15 protein-coding genes are annotated in these 15325 nt (G+C 66.9%); 9 read left to right on the forward strand and 6 right to left on the reverse strand.

Annotated elements, in window-relative coordinates; translation table 11 throughout:
- The first annotated feature begins 241 nt into the window (after positions 1–241).
- Together AB2U09_RS09775 and AB2U09_RS09780 are read left to right on the forward strand one after the other, a co-directional pair.
- Positions 242–3406, forward strand: a complete 3165-nt coding sequence (locus AB2U09_RS09775) for an adenosylcobalamin-dependent ribonucleoside-diphosphate reductase (RefSeq protein ID WP_459192528.1) — start codon at positions 242–244, stop codon at positions 3404–3406.
- Between the two features lie 5 nt (positions 3407–3411).
- Positions 3412–4077: a rhomboid family intramembrane serine protease gene (locus tag AB2U09_RS09780; RefSeq protein ID WP_459192529.1), complete on the forward strand. Its 666-nt coding sequence runs from the start codon at positions 3412–3414 to the stop codon at positions 4075–4077.
- Positions 4078–4499: 422 nt separating this feature from the next.
- Here AB2U09_RS09780 and AB2U09_RS09785 read toward each other — a convergent pair whose 3' ends face one another.
- The 3 genes from AB2U09_RS09785 to AB2U09_RS09795 form a co-directional block, all read right to left on the reverse strand.
- Positions 4500–4796, reverse strand: coding sequence for a DUF8036 family membrane protein (locus AB2U09_RS09785; RefSeq protein WP_459192530.1), 297 nt, complete (start codon positions 4794–4796; stop codon positions 4500–4502).
- Between the two features lie 5 nt (positions 4797–4801).
- Entirely contained in the window at positions 4802–5077 is a 276-nt protein-coding gene (locus tag AB2U09_RS09790; protein WP_459192531.1) for a winged helix-turn-helix domain-containing protein, read from the reverse strand.
- Positions 5078–5148: 71 nt separating this feature from the next.
- Entirely contained in the window at positions 5149–6753 is a 1605-nt protein-coding gene (locus tag AB2U09_RS09795) for a molybdopterin-dependent oxidoreductase (protein ID WP_459192532.1), read from the reverse strand.
- Between the two features lie 156 nt (positions 6754–6909).
- Between AB2U09_RS09795 and AB2U09_RS09800 the strand changes: the two genes are divergently transcribed.
- A complete protein-coding gene (locus AB2U09_RS09800) occupies positions 6910–7026 on the forward strand; it encodes an HVO_2523 family zinc finger protein (protein ID WP_459192533.1) in 117 nt (38 codons plus the stop codon).
- Positions 7027–7054: 28 nt separating this feature from the next.
- Here the strand turns inward: AB2U09_RS09800 and AB2U09_RS09805 are convergent, their stop codons facing one another.
- Positions 7055–7735 (reverse strand): TVP38/TMEM64 family protein, encoded by a 681-nt coding sequence (locus tag AB2U09_RS09805; protein ID WP_459192534.1) that lies wholly within the window; start codon positions 7733–7735, stop codon positions 7055–7057.
- A gap of 95 nt (positions 7736–7830) precedes the next feature.
- Between AB2U09_RS09805 and AB2U09_RS09810 the strand changes: the two genes are divergently transcribed.
- Positions 7831–8190: a DUF5830 family protein gene (locus tag AB2U09_RS09810; RefSeq protein WP_459192535.1), complete on the forward strand. Its 360-nt coding sequence runs from the start codon at positions 7831–7833 to the stop codon at positions 8188–8190.
- A gap of 6 nt (positions 8191–8196) precedes the next feature.
- Here the strand turns inward: AB2U09_RS09810 and AB2U09_RS09815 are convergent, their stop codons facing one another.
- Together AB2U09_RS09815 and AB2U09_RS09820 are read right to left on the reverse strand one after the other, a co-directional pair.
- Positions 8197–9789, reverse strand: coding sequence for a DUF7115 domain-containing protein (locus AB2U09_RS09815; protein WP_459192536.1), 1593 nt, complete (start codon positions 9787–9789; stop codon positions 8197–8199).
- Between the two features lie 340 nt (positions 9790–10129).
- Positions 10130–10417: a PadR family transcriptional regulator gene (locus tag AB2U09_RS09820; protein WP_459192537.1), complete on the reverse strand. Its 288-nt coding sequence runs from the start codon at positions 10415–10417 to the stop codon at positions 10130–10132.
- A gap of 110 nt (positions 10418–10527) precedes the next feature.
- On the opposite strand from AB2U09_RS09820, the gene AB2U09_RS09825 reads away from it, so the two are divergent.
- From AB2U09_RS09825 to AB2U09_RS09845, 5 genes are all read left to right on the forward strand, one after another.
- Positions 10528–10803 carry a DUF7111 family protein gene (locus AB2U09_RS09825; RefSeq protein ID WP_459192538.1) on the forward strand — a complete coding sequence of 92 codons (276 nt, stop codon included), beginning with the start codon at positions 10528–10530 and terminating at the stop codon, positions 10801–10803.
- Between the two features lie 107 nt (positions 10804–10910).
- Positions 10911–12077 (forward strand): thiolase domain-containing protein, encoded by a 1167-nt coding sequence (locus AB2U09_RS09830; RefSeq protein ID WP_459192539.1) that lies wholly within the window; start codon positions 10911–10913, stop codon positions 12075–12077.
- A gap of 55 nt (positions 12078–12132) precedes the next feature.
- Positions 12133–12519 carry a Zn-ribbon domain-containing OB-fold protein gene (locus tag AB2U09_RS09835; RefSeq protein ID WP_459192540.1) on the forward strand — a complete coding sequence of 129 codons (387 nt, stop codon included), beginning with the start codon at positions 12133–12135 and terminating at the stop codon, positions 12517–12519.
- Positions 12520–12754: 235 nt separating this feature from the next.
- Positions 12755–13906, forward strand: a complete 1152-nt coding sequence (locus tag AB2U09_RS09840; RefSeq protein ID WP_459192822.1) for a signal peptidase I — start codon at positions 12755–12757, stop codon at positions 13904–13906.
- Between the two features lie 137 nt (positions 13907–14043).
- Positions 14044–15255, forward strand: a complete 1212-nt coding sequence (locus tag AB2U09_RS09845) for a DUF5305 domain-containing protein (RefSeq protein ID WP_459192541.1) — start codon at positions 14044–14046, stop codon at positions 15253–15255.
- Positions 15256–15325 lie beyond the last annotated feature (70 nt).

Here is a 15325-nt window from a genome sequence, read left to right on the forward strand (position 1 = left end):
TCCGACTAGCCTTAATAGACGCTCGCCGTATGAAACAGAACGCACGGTTACACAGTCGGGATCGTCTGTAGCGGCGCGACTATCGGAATTCAGACACCTGTACAGCGCGACAGATTCCCGCAACCAAAGGGTTATTTGGGATCCAGACAAACAGAAATTCCGTCACAAATGATAGGTATGAGGCCACAGCGGACACGCTCTCGATCCGGTGCCTGTATCGCCACGCGGAGGGGTGCGACGCATGAGTAACGCCGATCTCTCGGTCGACGACATCGACCTGCCGATCAAGCGCACCGAAGGGGCGACGTTAGAGGAGCGCCTGACCGGCAACGCGTATCACAACATTCTGCCGGCGCGGTATCTGCGCAAGGACGCCGACGGTGAACTCATCGAACAGCAGGAGGATCTCTTCGTCCGCGTCGCGAAGAACATCGCGCTCGCGGAGGCCGTCTACGAGGCCGAGAAACAGGACGTCGAGGTCACCGTCACGCCCGAGCAGCTCAAGCCCGACCACCCGCGCCGGGACGAGCTGGCCGAGGAAGTCTTCGGCAAGGGGACCACGGCCGAGGACGACGTCGAGACGGCGCTCACGCAGTACAACGTCAACAAGTTCTCCTACGACACCGTCGTCCCGGAGCTTCCGGACGAGGTACGCGGACACGTCGAGGAGACGGCCGAGGAGTTCCAGACGCTGATGGAGGATCTGTCCTTCATGCCGAACTCGCCGACGCTGATGAACGCCGGCGACGAACTCCAGCAGCTGTCGGCCTGTTTCGTCGACTCGCCCGAGGACGACATCGACGACATCCACCAGACCGCCAAGGAAGCGGCACAGGTCTTCCAGTCCGGCGGCGGCATGGGCTATGCCTTCTGGCGGCTCCGCCCGTACGGGGACGCGGTCGGCTCGACGGGGGGTATCGCGTCGGGTCCGATCACCTTCATGCGGACGTTCGACCAGATGTGCGAGACCATCGCGCAGGGGGGCGCCCGTCGGGGCGCACAGATGGGCGTCATGCGTATCTCGCACCCGGACGTCATCCAGTTCATCCACGCGAAGAACAAGGACGTCTCGCTCGCACACACGCTCCGTCTGAACGACCCGGACGACTTCACGCACAACTCCTTCGCCGACGCGCTCGAAGAGGCCCGCGAACTCATCGACGAGGACGGCAAGGTGCCCAAGCACCTCCGCAACGCCGTCGAAGGCCACCTCTCTAACTTCAACATCTCCGTCGGGATCACCGACGACTTCATGGAGGCCGTCAAGAACGACGAGGAGTACACCTTCACCAACCCGCGGACGGGCGAGCCCCACGTCGCCACCGCCGAGACGAAGGAACTCTACGAGATGTTCGACCTCGGCGAGCACGTCGAGGTCGGCGAAGTGCTCTCCGTTCCCGCACAGAAGATCTGGGAGCGCATCGTCCAGGGCGCCCACGAGAACGGGGAACCGGGCGTCATCTACCTCGAACGCGTCAACAAGGAACACTCCTTCGACGTCGAGGAGCACCCGGACCACCGCATCCTCGCGACCAACCCCTGCGGCGAGCAGCCGCTGGAGGAGTACGAGGCCTGCAACCTCGGGCACATCAACCTCTCGACGCTGGCCGCCCGCGACGCGCCGGACTGGCGCGTCTGGTACGACGACCACGGCGACGAGTACGACTCGCTGGAGTCGGCCGTCGACGCATTCCTCGAGGACGCGATCGACTTCGAGGAGTTCGACCACCGCATCGAGATGGGGACGCGGTTCCTCGAGAACGTCGTCACGATGTCGGACTTCCCGGTCCCGAAGATCGAGCAGACCGTCCGGGAGATGCGCAAGATCGGCCTCGGCATCATGGGCCTGGCGCAGCTGTACATCCAGCTGGGCATGAAGTACGGCGACGACGTCTCCAACGAGGTCGCCCGCCAGCTGATGCGCCACATCAACCACCAGTCCAAGTGGGCCAGCCACGAACTCGCCCAGGACCGCGGGACCTTCGAGGAGTGGGACAACTCGAAGTTCGCGAACCCGACCCAGTATCGCGAGTGGTTCGAGAAGCAGACCGGCCTCGACGCCGACGAGTGGGAAGACGGCTTCCCGACGCGCAACCACAACACGACGACCATTGCGCCCACCGGGACGACCTCGATGGTCGGCAACACGACGGGCGGCTGTGAGCCCATCTACAACGTCGCCTACTACAAGAACGTCTCCGACGACGTCCAGGGCGACGAGATGCTCGTCGAGTTCGACGACTACTTCCTCCGCGTCCTCGAGGAGAACGACCTCGACATCGACGCCGTGAAGGAAGAGGCCCAGGAGCAGATGGCAAACAACGAGTTCGACGGCGTCGACGGCCTCTCGACGGTCCCCGACGCGGTCGGCGAGCTGTTCGTCACCACGGGCGACCTCTCGGCGAAGGCTCACGCGGGCATCCAGGTCGCCTGCCAGGAGGGCGTCGACTCGGCCATCTCGAAGACGGTCAACGCGCCCAACGACTCCACGACCGAGGACGCCGCGGAGGTCTTCGAGTACATCTACGACCACGGCGGGAAGGGCGTCACCTACTACCGCGACGGCACCCGTAGCAAGCAGGTGCTCACCACGCGCGCCCAGAACACCGAGTTCTCCGAGATGGACGCCAGCGAGGTCGTCGCCCAGATCGAGGAGGTCTTCGGCGGGTTCGACGCCTTCCTCGAAGAGGACGCCGTGCAGGCGGCCGTCGAGACCGAGACCGAGCAGCTGCTCGGGGCCGCCGACGGCGACCGTCCGGAGTACGCCCAGAAGCGCACGCGCCCGGACGTCCTCCACGGCGTCACCCAGCGCATCGACACCGGCTACGGGAAGCTCTACGTCAACATCAACGAGGACCCCGAGGCCGAGCGTCCCTTCGAGCTGTTCGCCAACATCGGCAACTCCGGCGGCTTCACCGCCTCCTTTACCGAGGCGCTCGCGAAGACCATCTCGACGGCGCTGCGCGCCGGCGTGGACCCGCGAGAGATCGCCGACGAGCTGCAGGGCATCCGCAGTCCGAAGGTCGCCTGGGACAAGGGCGAGCAGATCCAGTCCATCCCGGACGCCATCGGCACGGCCCTGCGTCGCTACCTCGACGACGAGATCGACAAGGGCTACCCCCAGCAGCAGACGCTGGAGGAGACCGCCGAAGAGGAGCGACGTGACGACAGCAACCCCAACCAGGACGTCTCGGCTGCCGAACCCGAGACCGACGGCGGCGCCTCGGTCTCGCTGGACGCCAAGCCCGGCAGCGACGCCGGCCCCGACGGGCAGGCGACCGACGACGCTCAGCAGGAGCTGATCGACGCCGGCGAGAGCCCGGAGTGTCCGGAGTGTAGCTCGCTGTCGCTGTACTACTCCGAAGGCTGCAAGACCTGCGAGTCCTGCGGCTGGTCGGAGTGTTGAGGTAGATGAGCGAGGCCGCCGCGTCGCCGCTGGCGCGGGGCCTCCGCTGGCTTCGAAGCGTCCCGACGACCATCTCGCTCTGTCTTCTCTTCGCTTTCGTCTTCGCCGTCGAGTGGTACGTCTGGACCCGCCTCGGCCGCGCGACGTTCGTCGAGTTCTTCGTCGCGACCCGGGAGCCCTCCGTCGGATGGGTACTCGCGCCGCTCGCCCACCTCCCGACCGACGGCCGCCACCTCACGTCGAGCGTCGCGCAGTTGCTCCTGTTCGGCGGCATCGTCGAGCGGCGGTTCGGCCGTCGGCAGTTCCTCGCCCTCGTCGTCGGATCCGGGATCGCGACGACGGCCGCACAGGTCGCCTCCTACGCGGTGGTCGGCGTCGGCCGACCCGTGGGCACGCTCGGTGCCAGCGGCATCGTCCTCGCGATGACCGCGCTGGCCGTGGTGGACAGCCTGCGCTACCGCCGCGCGACCGGCGACTGGCACGGCGACGCGACGTGGGTGTGGGTGCTGCTCGGCGGATTCGTCGTCGTTCAGGCCGTGTTCGGACTGGCGAACCTGGCCTCTGGGACCGCAAGCGTCGGCGTGGTCGGCCACCTGACCGGCGTGATCATCGGCTCTGGCTTGGGACTGATCCGGCCGGTCGAGGGCGTCGTTCGATCTGATTCCGGGTGATCGCTCTCGACGCGTTTGCTAGCGATTGATTTTGGGACTACCGACAACAAGTGATGAAAGCTCTCGGCGCGCTCGCTAGGAGTGATCTCAACCGCAGAGTACACTGAGCGATGAAAGCCCTCGGCGGGCTCGCGGTCGCTGAGCAGGATATCCGCGCTCTCCGCACCGCCCGCGCGGATAGTGCCCGCTCAGACGACTACATAAACGCGAGCCCGCCTCGCCCTTTCAGTCCACCAGGATGCCGCCCCGCACGGCACCGCAGACAGCCACGACCCTCCCCAGCCGATTGCGATGCTCGCAGGCTGCGCTTCTCATCCCTCGCGCGATGCTGTCGCGGCATGAACGCCGCGACAGCGCGCGCCGTGGAGAAAAATCAGAGGCCGAAGAATCACGTCGGAAGGGAGATCGCCGTCACGTCTCCCTCACTGCATGGTCACGTAGGTCAGGAAGAGGAGGGCGAGGAACTGCAGCGCCCGGAGGACGACGACGGCCTGCTGGGCGCCGGGGTCGCCGGCGTAGAGCATCTGCATGCTGAAGAAGTAGTAGACCGCGACGAGGTTCTCCAGCAGCATGACGCCCGCGAAGGCGAGCAGGCCGAGTATCAGGTTCGTGCCGAACGTGCGGTAGTTACGCAGCCAGACGGCGCCGAGCGCCACCAGTAGCAGGGCGTTCAGCCCCGCGAGGGCGGTCGCCACGGTCAGCCAGGGTCCCATCGCCATGTGTATCACTCCATTTGGTCGGTTATGGTCTCGAACTCCTCGCGGTGGTGCTCGAACCGGTCCGTGAGGAAGTACATCGCGCCGTAGTCGTCGCCGCCGCGCTCGACCACGTCGTGCTCCAGTAGCACGTCGAGGTGGTGTCGCACCGTGTTGTAGTCCACGTCGAGCGCGTCGGCGAGGCGGTTGGCGTTGCGCGGCCGGTCGTCGAGCAACCGGATGATCCGCGCGCGGTTCTCCCCGCCGCGCGTCCCGGCGAGCAGATACCAGAGTGCCTTCTCCATCGACGCTCGTGGATTTTTGTCTCGACCGTGATATTTATGCGTGCTGGTTGGGACCGCCGACGATTCGGAGGTCACTGCAAGCTATCCGGGTCGATCGTCTCGCTCACCCAGCCGGTCGGCCCGCTGGGGAAGGCGTTGGTCTCTTCTTCGGGCTGGAGTTCGCCCGTGCCGTCGGTGGCGCGCACGACGACTTCGTGGGACTCGGCGGGCGGGTCGTAGGTGTACTGCCACTGGCGCCACGCGTCGTTCGCGCGTTCCGGCGGGTCGTCGGCGGCGCCGGTGGCACCGGGGAGCGGGTCGGTGAGTTCCGCGTCGGCCCAAGTCTCCCCGCCGTCAACGGACACCTCGACGCGCTCGATGCCTCGGGTGCCGGCGTAGGCGTGCCCGCCAACTCGAACTTGCCCATCGTCGGTCCGAGTGGTCGCGTGGAGTTTGGCGACGGTGTTGACCGGGCCGGTGCCGTGCCACCCGTTCTCTTCCCAGTAGCCCTCCTGCTCGCGGTCGAGGAACTCGATCTCGGTGATCCACTTGACGTTGATCTCCCCCCAGTGGCCGGGGATGAGCGCGCGGACCGGCGCGCCGTGACTGCGGGGGATCGGTCGGCCGTTCATCCCGAGCGCGAGCATCCCGGTCTCCAGCGCCTCGAGGGGGAACTCCTCGTAGTAGTCGTCCGCCGCGCGGAGCATGACGCAATCGCACCCGGAGTCGGGCTTCGCGTCCTCGATCAGGGACGCGATGGGGACGCCGCTCCAGAGCGCGGTGTCCATCTTGTGCCCGTTGAGTCCCTCGCCGACGCAGCGCAGCGTGACGAACCGGTGTTCGAACTCCCGCTCGCGCAGGTCTGCGTAGGAGTACGACAGCTCCTCCTCGACCTCGCCGGTGACCGAGAGCTCCCACTCCGCCGCGTCGGGCGTCGGCGAGACGGAGCTGTAGGAGACGTTGAAGAACGTCTCGCTGACGAGCGGCTCTATCCCCTCGATGTCGTAGGCCCGCTCGTCAGCGGCGGCGAGCTGGTCGTCCACGTCGAACGTCGGGACGTCGACGTCGCCGTAGATCGCCGAGTCCGCGGACGAATTCTCGCCGCTGTCACTGCCGTCGCCGCCGGTGTTGACGCTCGAACGTCCCTGTCGCCCGAGCGAGAAACTGACGGCGCTGGCCGCGGCGGCCGTGCCGACTGCGGTGACAACGCGGCGACGGCCGTCGGGGTCGCGGTGTCCAGCGAGGCGTTCGCCAGACCGCGAGAGGTCCGTCAGCCAGACGACGACGCCCGCGCCGACCGCGGCACCCAGCGACAGCACCGGACGGAGCGTCATCGCCGCGGTTATCGCCCAGACGGCCACCGGTCCGCCGACGACGGGCACGAGTCGGGCGTTCAGTTGCCGGCCGATCCCGATGGTCAATCCGATCACCAGTGCGTACAGCCCCGCGACGATGGACCCCGCGAGCGCGACGTTGAGCTTCTGGCCGAGGTCGCCGAGCACCGTGATCGCGAAGGTGATCACCGCGCCGGGCATCACCTGCGAGAGTGTGCTCTCGACCGGTGCGAGGGCGAACCCCGGTGCGAACCCGGCCGCCCCGAACGACCCGAGCAGTCCCGCGACGCCCGCGGCGAGTGCGACCGCTGCAGTCCCGAGTCCGGGCGGGTACCGATCGGCCAGTGGCGTAGATCCAGTCATAGATCGGAGTCGTCCGCCACCGCCATTAGGCGTTGTTCGAAAACCCGTCGAACTCCGTCTAGAATTCGTTCGGTTTGTCGGCTCGTCTGCGGCAGTCCCGCAGTCGGAGCCACCGCGGAGAACAAGACTCAAGCGGCCATCGACCGAGGAACGGGTATGAGCGACGGCGGCCGACCCTGTCCCCTCTGCGAGCGGCCGATGACCCACCGCCACTGCAAGTACGTCTGCCCGGAACACGGCGTCGTCTACGACTGCGCGGACACCTTCTACTGACTCGGCGGGGAGAATCGACCGTCCTGCATCACCGGTCTCCAGCGGCGGGACCGACCCCGTACTTCTCGCGGACGAACCGGTAGGCCGGTCGAGCCACCAGCAGCGCCGAGAGGAAGGTCGCCGCGGCGAACAGCGCGATGCTGTGGCGCAGGCCGTGGACCGACAGCGTGTGCATCGAGGCGCCGGCGATCACCTCGGCGGCGATCCACGGCGACTCGCCTATCAGTGTCCCGAGCAGGTACGCCCGCAGGGACACGTCCGACAGGCCCGCGCCTGTGGAGACGATGTCGGCGGGTAGCGGGGCGAGTCGCGCGGCGACGACGCCGCGGAACTCGCCGGTCGCCTCGACGATCCGGTCGCTCGTCTGCGTCGTGAGTCCGACGATTCCGTCGTCGGTCCGCGCGTACCGGGCGAGCAGGAACGGCGTCGTGTTCGAGAGCACCGTCCCGGCGACGGCGACCGGAATGCCGTATGTCGTCCCGAGGACGTACCCGACGGTCAGCGAGAGCGCACTGACCGGCCACAGGAGGAACGGCCGCGCGAGATACAGGACGACCAGAACGCCGAGGAACTGCCACGGGTGGGCCGATAGCTCGGCGATCGAGCGCAGCACGGCCGCCGGCGAGAAGACGAGCGCCGCGACGGCGAGTACGGCGCCGACCGCTCCGAGGCTCCCGAACTGGCGGCGCGTTGCCCGACTGACTGCCATCGGTTCTCATCTTTACTACGCCGGTACAAGTCTTGCGGTCGTCGACCGACCGCGACGCGGAAACGCTTACTTTGCGGGGGGACACACCAGCGAGCGTGGACGACCGCGTCGAACTCGGCCTCGAACTGCTCGCGCACCTCGAACACGCGGAGCTGTCGCTCCCCGAGGCCGTCGACCGCATCGAGACGGTCACGAGCGACCCGACCGTCACGCGCGAGATCCTCGAAACCGCGGAGCGGCGGGGCATCATCGAACGCGACGGCGACACCGTCGTCCCCACCTCCGGCGACTACCTCAGCTTCGAGGGCGACGTCGTCAGCAAGGAAGGGGAGTTCACCTGCCAGCGCTGCGGCGCGGGCATCACGACCGGCTACTTCATCGAGTTCGACGCCGGCGAGCACGGACCGTTCGGCTCGTCGTGTATCAGGAAGGTAACCGGCCGAGAAAGCGACTGAACGGAGTTATTCCGGCTGCTGGTCGCGCTGGACGAGCTTCTTGAGCGCGCGGTGTTGCCGTTTGAGCAGTTCGTTCTGCCTGTCGACGGCGTCTGTTAGCTCTTCGACGCGCTCGGCCAACGCCTCGTACTCCTCGCGGGTGATCCCCTCGCCCGTCGAGGAGTCGGCGCTCGTTGCCGTCGACGACGGCTGCTCGTCCTGTTTCGGTTCGACTGTGCGGTCAGGGGTACCCGCAGCCGTCTGCGATTTCGTCGCCGTCGAAGTCGACGTTGAGTCCTGCCCGGACCGGTCCGGTTGCTCGCTCCGGCTCTCGCTCTGGTGCTGCTCGCTGGATGACGACGTGGCCGCGTTCCCCGGCGAGGACGACTGTCGCTGGCCGGACGACGCCGAGCGCTGCTGGCCCGAAGACGCGGACCGCTCCTGTGTGGGTTCGGACGGTTGCTGGTTTCCCCCGGACGGCTGCTGTTGTGCGGGATCAGTCTGCTGTTGTGCAGGCTCGGTCTGCTGGGTGTCGGGCTCGGACTGCTGCTGACCCCGGTTGGGCTGGCTGTGTCCCGTCTCCGAGCGTTGCTGTGCCTGCTCAGGTGACTGCTGGCCCGATCCGGCCGACTGGGGTTGTTCGGGCGTGTTCGAACTGCCGGACCCACCACGGCCCGGTTCCCCACCGGTTCCGCTCGACGCGTTCGCGGACGGGTCGGCACCGGCGTTCGGCTGATCAGCCGCAGCACCCGCAGACTGATCGGGCGTCGGTTCCGAAGCGGGACCTGCGGACTCGCCGCCACGGGGCTGCTGTGCACCGGCGGGCTCCCCGGAGGCGGCCCCCTGCTCCGGCCGGTCCGCGTCGACCGGTTCGATCAGTTCCTCTTCCTCGTCGCTGACGAGCGGGTCGAAGTCGTCGCCGAACGAGAACCCGTCGTCGCTGTCGTCGGTTTGCTCGACGCCGCCGGCATCGACGCCGTCGTCGCCGCCGACGATCCGGTTGAGTTCGTCGATCGACCCGACGTCATAGTACCCGAACAGCGCCTCTTCGAGCGTCTGGCGGACGACTGGCGCGTTGTCGTTGGGAACCTTCACTCGCTGGGGTCGACCGTTGACCGTCAGGGCGATGCTCGTCGCGACGCTCGCGCGTTCGAACTCAAGGCCGGTCACGTCGTCGTAGTCGTAGACCTCGAAGTCCTCGGTCCACACCTGGTTGCCGATGTGTTTGATCAGTCGCTGCTCCGCGATGATGAGCGTCAGTTCGCTGAATCGGTAGACGCCCGCGATGGACTCGCGGGGTTCGATGACGCCGTCGAGGCGGAGCACGCCTTCGAGGAAGAGCCCGAGCACCTTGTCGCCGCGGTTGGCCGGGACGGTGAACGACTCGGTGCCGTCGATGTACTGCATCGTGAACTTGGTCTTGCGACGGCCTTCCGAGACGCCGAGTGCCTCGATGTCGTGGGAATACTCCTCGACCTGTTCGTCGCTCAGCAGCCCTTCGCCGCGGTAGACGAGCGTCCGCGTCGGCGTGAGACAGACGGCGTCCTCGTCGCCGAGCGAGACGCCAGCCTGGATCTCCTCGTCGCCGAGTGCCCCCTTGACGAGGTCCGGAATGTCCATGGGAGAGGTGTACCGGTCCGTGTGTATAAAACCGCGGGTGCCAATACCATCTTTTTCACTGGGAGGTTTCTCCCCCGCGCCGACAGTGTCCGGGTATTCGACGTAAGCACGCCGAAGCCAGGAATGCAGTGGCGCGTGCTGTCGAGTGAGCCCACCTCGTTGTGGGCCGCTCGAAATAGCCGTGCGCGGTCTTCGCGAGCGCGACGAGGGCTTTCATCGCCTACTGTTTCCTGCGGTACTGATTCTATCCACTGAGCGCGCTCTCACACAACAGACATTTCAGTGACTGAACGGCCCGAAAACCACCGGTCGAGAAGGGCCCGCCAGAGCAAAGTGATGACTACGATTCGGACGCGTCGAGGTGGTCGCGCATCCACTCGAACTGCTCGTCGACCATCCGGCGGCCGGCGTCGGTGAGCGCGTACTCGTCGTGGATACCCGCTTCCCGGAGTTCGAGGTGGCCGTTGTCGACCAGCGTGTCGAGCGCCCCGTAGAACGAGCGGGGCTCGATGCGCTCGTCGTAGTGCGATTCGATCCGCGTCTTGAGCGCCTGCCCGTGGAGCGGTCCCTCGCCGGCGAGGATGATCAGGAGATCCCGGCGGCGGCCGCTCTGGAGCCACTTGGTCATACTCGCCCCTCGTCCGGCGGTGGTTCGACTCTTGCGGTTCGCGCTGTGTGTCCCGCAATCGGGACCGAGAGATCGAAGCCTACGACTATCACCGGCCCACAGGTCCTCCAATGACCGACGCCACCGCGACCGACGACGGGATCACGGCCCGCTACGAGGAGACCGACGCCGAGCGACTGGTGACCTTCGAGCGCGACGGGCGGACGGCCGCGATCGCACAGAACGTCGAGGGATACGCGATGCTGAAGGTCCGCCCGAGCGCCGACGGCGACGAACTGGAGCGCTACTACGGGTTCGACATGGCGCTGGACCACGCCGCAGAACTGCTCGGCGTCGGACCCCACGACCTGCCGGTCCCCGACGCCGCGGCGGACATGGGGATGTGAGCGGTGGACGCGCCCCCGTTCGGCCGGTCGGTCGGCGCGACCGATCGCGCGATCGGTTTCAGTTCCAGCGCGCGCCTTTTATCGGATGGAGTGCCTACTGGTAGTCGATGACGCACCCACGCGTTTCCGGCGTCGGGTTGACCCGCTTCGGAGAGCACTCCGAACGGACGGGCAGGGACCTGTTCGCGGAAGCCGGGCTGGCCGCGCTGGACGACTCGGGCGTCGACCCGGACGACGTCGAGGCCCTGCTCTACGGCAACTTCATGGGCGAACTCGCCGAGCACCAGGGCCACCAGGCCCCGCTGATGGCCGAGGCCGTTGGGCTGAACGTGCCCGCGACGCGCTTCGAGGCCGCCTGCGCCTCCAGCGGCGCTGCCGTCCGCGAGGCAGTCAAACACCTCCGGAGCGGCGAAGCCGACGTGATCCTCGTCGGGGGGAGCGAGCGGATGACCAACATCGGCACCGCGGGCGCGACGGACGCCCTCTCCATCGCCGCGGACGACCTCTACGAGATCCGCGCGGGGATGACCTTCCCCGGCGCCTACGCGCTGATGGCCCGCGCGTACTTCCGTGAGTTCGGCGGCACCCGCGAGGATCTGGCTCACGTCGCCGTGAAGAACCACGAGCACGCGCTGCCCAACGAACACGCGCAGCTTCGCAAGGAGATAACCGTCGAGGACGCGCTGGAAGCGCCGATGGTCGCGGAGCCGCTCGGGCTCTACGACGCCTGTCCGATCACCGACGGCGCCAGCGCCGCCGTCCTCACGAGCGCCGAGTACGCCGAGGACCACGACCTCGACGCGCCCGTCGCGATCACCGGCACCGGGCAGGGAAGCGATCGGATGGCGCTACAGGACCGCGACCACCTCCTGAACTCGCCGGCCGCGGTCAGGGCCGCCGACGAAGCCTACGGCGACGCCGGCGTCGGCCCCGGCGACGTGGACGTCGCCGAGGTCCACGACTGTTTCACCATCGCCGAGGTGCTCGCCATCGAGTCGCTGGGCCTCTACGAGGACGGCGAGGGCATCACCGCCGCGCGAACGGGTGAGACCAGCGCGACCGGCGAGATACCCGTTAACCTCTCCGGCGGGCTGAAGGCGAAGGGCCACCCCGTCGGCGCGACGGGCGTCGCACAGATCGCCTCGCTGACGAAGGTACTCGAGGGCGAGTCGCCGTGGTCCGACGACGTGGGTGACGCGCGCGTCGGCGTCGCGCACAACGCCGGCGGCACGGTCGCGAGTGCAACTGTCCACGTGTTGGAGGTGGTCGCATGAACTCGCGGTTTGAGTTCATGCGATTACGCCAGAGCTTCGCTCTGGAGGTGATGGGATGAGCGACAGAGCCAGAGACGGCGCGTACGACGACCTGCTCGACGCCATCGAGGAGGGCGAGGGCTACTACGTGGAATGCGAGAACGGCCACGGCTGGCTACCGCCGCGGCGCGTCTGTCCCGAGTGCGGTAGCCGTGAACTGACCGAGACGCCGTTCCCCGACTCCGGCGAGGTCGCGACGTACACGACGGTCGCGGTCGCGACGCCGCAGTTCAGCGAGGACACGCCGTACACGACGGCAATCGTCGATTACGGACCAGTGCGCGTGACCGGATTGGTCCGCGGGGTCGACCCGGAAGAAATCGAGGTCGGGATGCCGGTGGGAATCGACGTCGGTCAGCGCGAGACCACGGGGGACCGCGCCATCGTCTTCCGCCCGCGATAACGGATCGGAAGCCTTCGACCGTCGGCCAGGTTCGAGGGAGCCGATGGGTTCAGACGATGGCCAACGACCGGGAACCATCGCCCACAGAATTAGCGCGGAGACGAGCGCGAGGACGGGGTTCCGCTTGGTCGTCGAATGCCCGGAGAGAACCGGTGACGCGAAGAAACGCTCCGGGCCCGATCCCCGGAGAAAATAGCCACCAGTTATTTGCAGAGTGGAAACGGAGGTGTCGATGATGTCGGGTCGGTTCTCGGTCGGGACGGTTCTGGAGGCCGTCTTGATCGTCTTTCTGGTGGCGATGGTCGCCGGCCAGGTATTCGGACAGCCGGTGTTGCTGGGCTACGTCGAGACGGGGAGTATGCAGCCGACCCTGAACCCGGGCGAGGGGTTCGTGGCCGTGCCGGCGGCTATCGCAGGGGACATCGAGGAGGGCGATGTCGTCACGTTTCGGGCAAAGGAGATCCACGGCGGCGGACTGACGACACATCGGATCGTCGAGGAGACGGATCGCGGATTCGTCACCCGGGGGGACAACAACCCGTTTACGGACCAGGATGGAAACGAACCGCCGGTCAAGCGTGCTCAGATCGTCGCCGTCGTCTGGCAACCGTCCGGATCGGTACTCGCGATCCCCGGCGTCGGAACGCTCGTCTCCGGCAGCGAAACCGTGATGACGGCGATCCAGCGGCAACTCTCCGCGGCGCTCGGAACCCGCTCACTGCTGGGAACGCAGGGAGTGGCGTATCTGCTGCTGGGGGTCTCGGTGCTTGCGTACGTGGCAGATCTCTGCTTCGGAAGTGACCGGCGGGATCGAAGCCGCGAAACCCGGCGTGACTCGGGGATGGATACGCGACTGCTAGTGGGCGCGTTCGCCGTCGTCGTGGTCCTCGTCGCCACGGCCACGATGGTTGCCCCGAGCGGACCACAGGAATTCGGCGTCGTCAGCGCCGAAAGCGAGTCACCGGGCGTTCGCGTGATCGAAGCGGGGACCAACGAGTCCACGGGGTACAAACTGGGCAACGGGGGGTTCGTCCCGATGGTGGCGTACTTCGAACCACAGACGGACGGCGTCGACGTTCAGCCCTGCAGTACCGTGATCCCCGGCCGATCGACGGTCAACGCGACGCTGACGCTGTCGGCGCCGCCGGAGACCGGGTACTACCGGCAGTACCTCACCGAACATCGATACCTGTACGTGCTACCGGAATCGATGTTGCGAGCGCTGTACGAGGTCCACCCGTGGCTTCCGATCGTCGTGATCGACGCGTTGATCGGCGTCTCGTTTTACGCATTCGGCGTCTCTCTCGGGGGGACCGGCCGGATTCGGTCCCGGTCGCGAGATGGCCCCTCTCGACTCGACCGGCTTCGATCACGAGTGTTCGACTGAGAGGAATCGAGCGAGGCGAATGCGGCGGTTACTGTTCTGTTCGTCAGTGTCCCCTCGACGTCTCGAAACGCGATTCGGGGGGACAGCGAGTTCATAATCCTGTGGAATAAAGTACAATTACTTCACAATAATCTCGCATGGGCGAGGACAGGCGGATCCGGGTTCGGGCGATAGTGGGTCGGTGGTTCGGGGGTATCGTCATCGCGTCACTCGTCGTCGGCGCTACGGGCGCTGTCCTCGTTCACGGTGCGTATCTCGAACCGGGGACGCACCAGGAACAACGCGTCGTCGACGAGTGGAGCGTGAACGGATCGTTTGCCCACGGTTCGATCGTGACTGGCGCGGCCGACGAAACGCCGTTCAGGAACGGAGAGGCCGTTCGGGGCCGTACTGTCTACTTCCAGCGGATCATGCCCGTTCTCACGGGCGAATTTCGGCTTCGAACGCCCGGTGCGAACGCGCCGGTGAACCTCACGATCGACAGACGGCTTCTCGTCGAGAGCGCCGACGCGGCACGAGGCGACGAAGAACCGACGGTGTACTGGCGGGATACGCGCCCGCTCGGAACGGATCGGACCGTCAAACAACCAGGAGAGACCGCGACCGTCCCCTTCGAGCTGAACGTGACGCGGACGGTCGCACACGCGCGGAACGTGAGCCAACGACTCGGCGCTCCCGGACAGATACGGACGCGCCTCCTCGTGACGGTCGTCGCGACGCGACAGACGAGCGGCGCCGAGACCCGTCGATTCACGTACGCGCTACCGATCGACGCGGAGTCGGGGATCTATCGGGTCGAAACCACACCGTCGACCGAGCGGTTCACCGAGAGGGAGATGGTCACCGTTCCGAACGATCCCGGTCCGTTCGAACGGCTCGGCGGTCCGCTACTGTTGCTGTGTGGAGTGATCGGTGCGATCGGTCTCACAGTCGCGCAGTGGCGCGACGCCATCGCCCTCTCCGACGCCGAACGCGAGTGGCTAACGTATCGGAACGACCGGGCGGACTTCGAGGAGTGGATCACTGCGATCCGTCTCCCGGCCGAAGCCCGGAACCTCCCGGTAGCGCACGCCGAGACGCTCGCGGACCTGGTCGACTTCGCGATCGACACCGACAGCGCAGTGATGGAGGAGCCGAACGGCGGCGCGTATCACGTCGTTCACGACGGCTATCGATACACGTACGAGGCGCCCGCGGCGCCGACGGCTGATCCCCTCCGAATCCCGGGTGACGCAGAAGTCGAGGGCGACGCTGGCACCGACTCCGACGCCGGCGAGGGACGACCGACGGCGTCGGAGAGCGGTGAAGTGGTCGCTGACGGCGCTAGGAGCGGGAACGCGGACCGGTGATCGCCGTCCCGCCGTCGCCGTCCAGCCGCTGCCTACCTATCGGGACGCGGGACGTTCCGGCCGTCTATCG

The organism is Halosimplex yunnanense (assembly GCF_054504345.1).